Genomic DNA, 2,581 nt, shown 5'->3' with positions numbered 1-2,581 from the left:
TGTTGGCGCTGATTGAAAACTGACCCACCCTGCCGATTGAAAAATGACCCAGGACGGATTGCTGATTTTTGCCCCAGCAATTGTGGATAAGCTTAGCAGCAGTGTCCCGGTTGACGACGCATCAAGCCCCACCGCATGTAGGCATGCGGCAGAGCATTTATGGTGCGGATCAAAACGGTTCATCGTCCTCGATACCATCTTCGTCCTTGCGCTTTCGTTCACGTGATTTGATCTTTGTCTGGGCGGCCAGGGTGCTGTGTTGCAGGCGGTACGACTCGTTGCCCGTTTCGACGATGTGACAGTGGTGTGTCAGCCGATCCAACAGCGCAGTCGTCATCTTGGCGTCGCCAAATACACTCGACCATTCAGAGAAGCTGAGGTTGGTGGTGATGACCACGCTGGTGTGTTCGTACAGTTTGGACAACAGGTGAAATAACAGCGCGCCGCCGCTCTGGCTGAAGGGCAAGTACCCCAGTTCATCCAGTATCACCAGGTCTGTGCGAAGCAGTCCCTGGGCGATTCGGCCTGCCTTACCATCGTACTTTTCACGCTCCAGCAGATTGACCAGATCCACCGTGGAGAAGAAGCGGACTCGTTTGTTATGAGTAGTGATTCCGGACACAGCCAAGGCACTGGCCAGATGTGTTTTTCCGGTTCCTGGGCCGCCGATGAACACTACATTCTGCGCGGCCTCAGTGAACTCCAAACTGGACAGATCTTTGACCAGGCGGGCATCTGCGCTGGAAGCGCTGAAGTCGAAGCCTGACAAGTCACGGTGCATGGGCAGTTTGGCCATGTTCATCTGGTGGTTCACTGAGCGCACCGCTCGATCCGCATGCTCTTGTTGAAGCAGATGTTCCAGCAGCCATTTCGACGAAGCCGTCGAGGCTGCTCCTTGAGAGACCAGTTCTTCCCAAGCGCTGGCCATGCCATGCAGACGCAGTTCTTTGAGTTCCGTCATTAGGTCACGCATTGCGATTCTCCTCATCGGTCGTACGGAGCCGGTCGTAGCGCGCCGTATTGGCAATAGGCGCCACCTTGAGTTGCAGACTGGTTTCTACGGAGGGAGGTGGTGCAGTGGAGGTCAGGCGGGCTAGAACATTCAGGATGTGATCGGCGCTCAGACTTCCCGACTCAAGTACCAGCTCCACCGCCACCAATACCGGTTCGAGACCGGCGATGGGCACAGCAGCCAGTACCTGCATCATGATTCGATCACCGTTGGTGTGACGCCTCAGTCCCCGTTTGAGAAGCCGAAGCGGCTTCGGCAGATCGGCAAATGGCGCGCCATTACGCAGTGCACCGGGCTTGCGTTCGATGAGTGGAATGTAGTGCTGCCAGTCAAAACTGACCTGATCTCGATCAACGAGACGCTCGTGGCTGGCGATCATCGTTTCATCGGCGATGACCACGATCCGCGAAGGATACAGACGGCTGCTGACCCACTGGCCAACACGCTCACAAGGCACCGAATAGCGATTTCGCGCCACGCTGATCAAACAGGTACTGGAGACCCGCACGGTGCGTTCGACGTAGCCGTCAAAGGCGGTCGGCATCGGCATCATCTCCACTCGTTCCAACTCCAGGACTTCTGCCACCGTCAGCCCGTTGTACTGCGGGTGCAGCAGTTCGCCCCAGAGAGCACGGCAGCGTTGGCCGAGCCAGGCATTCAGTTCCTCGAAGGTGTGGAACATGCAGTTTTGAGCATCGAGCCAGATGCGCCGTCGGCTGTCTTGGACGTTCTTTTCAACGATGCCTTTTTCCCAGCCGGAGGCCACGTTGCAGAAGTCCGGGTCGAACAGGTAGTGGGCACACATCACGGCAAACCGGGCATTGACCGTCCGGCCCTTACCCTTGTTGACCTTGTCGACAGCGGTCTTCATGTTGTCGTAAATGCCGCGACGCGGCACCCCACCTAGCGCGCCAAACGAGCGCGTGTGGGCATCGAACAACATCTCGTGGCCTTGGCTGGGATACGCAACCAACCAAAATGCGCGACTGGCGCACAGCTTCATGTGGGAGACCTGCATACGTCGGAACAGGCCGCCAATCAGGAGCCCTTCTTCGCTCCAGTCGAATTGAAAGGCCTCACCGAGTGCGAACGTCAACGGTACAAAGGCGCGCAAAGACTTACCTTGCTCACCTCGCCATGAGCGTACAAACGCTGTGAGCTGGCTGTAGCCGCCGTCGTAACCCTCAGCCTTGATCTGCTCAAAGAGTGCTTTGGCGCTCCTGCGGTTGTGCTTTGCCCGAAACGAATCGGCCTTGAGCGCCTGTTCCAGGGTCTCGTGAAATGGACTGAGTTTGTTGAAGGCTGTGCACCGCTGGTACGCCGGCTGAGTTGCTTCGGGTGCTCTGACCCATTTTCGGATGGTGTTTCTCGACAGCCCGGTACGCTTGGCTATCTGATGCAGCGAGAGCTTGTCGCGGAAGTACATCCGCCGGATTTTCCCCAACATTTCCATACTGATCACCCTGTGTTCTCCTGCTCGAAAAAGTGAGCAGAAGCAGTTGAACACCTGGGTCAGTTTTCAGTCGGCAGAACAGCCTCTACTGGGTCAGTTTTCGGTCAGCGGCAACA

At 56.9% G+C, this 2,581-nt stretch carries 3 protein-coding genes; all 3 read right to left on the bottom strand.

Annotated features, from left to right (window positions below; all coding sequences use genetic code 11):
- Positions 1 to 183: hypothetical protein (locus tag V5E99_RS30860; RefSeq protein ID WP_499806297.1), on the bottom strand; the 183-nt coding region annotated here is incomplete at its 3' end.
- Complete coding sequence (istB, locus tag V5E99_RS30855; RefSeq protein ID WP_499806296.1) at positions 170 to 973, bottom strand: IS21-like element ISPsy20 family helper ATPase IstB; 804 nt, start codon at positions 971 to 973, stop codon at positions 170 to 172. The genes V5E99_RS30860 and istB, both read right to left, overlap by 14 nt.
- Positions 966 to 2,465 carry an IS21 family transposase gene (gene istA / locus V5E99_RS30850; RefSeq protein ID WP_499806298.1) on the bottom strand — a complete coding sequence of 500 codons (1,500 nt, stop codon included), beginning with the start codon at positions 2,463 to 2,465 and terminating at the stop codon, positions 966 to 968. Before istA ends, istB begins: the two co-directional genes overlap by 8 nt.
- Positions 2,466 to 2,581: the final 116 nt, after the last annotated feature.

It is taken from the genome of Janthinobacterium sp. LPB2021202312-11-4 (genome assembly GCF_037049705.1).
GTDB lineage: Bacteria > Pseudomonadota > Gammaproteobacteria > Pseudomonadales > Pseudomonadaceae > Aquipseudomonas.
The sequence above is the reverse complement of the archived record's forward strand: the minus strand, read 5'-3'. Positions and strand labels throughout refer to the sequence as shown.

Coding starts and splice junctions, on each gene's coding strand:
- istA (WP_499806298.1), bottom strand. CDS start 2,465: ATGGAAATGTTGGGGAAAATCCGGCGGATGTACTTCCGCGACAAGCTC.
- istB (WP_499806296.1), bottom strand. CDS start 973: ATGCGTGACCTAATGACGGAACTCAAAGAACTGCGTCTGCATGGCATG.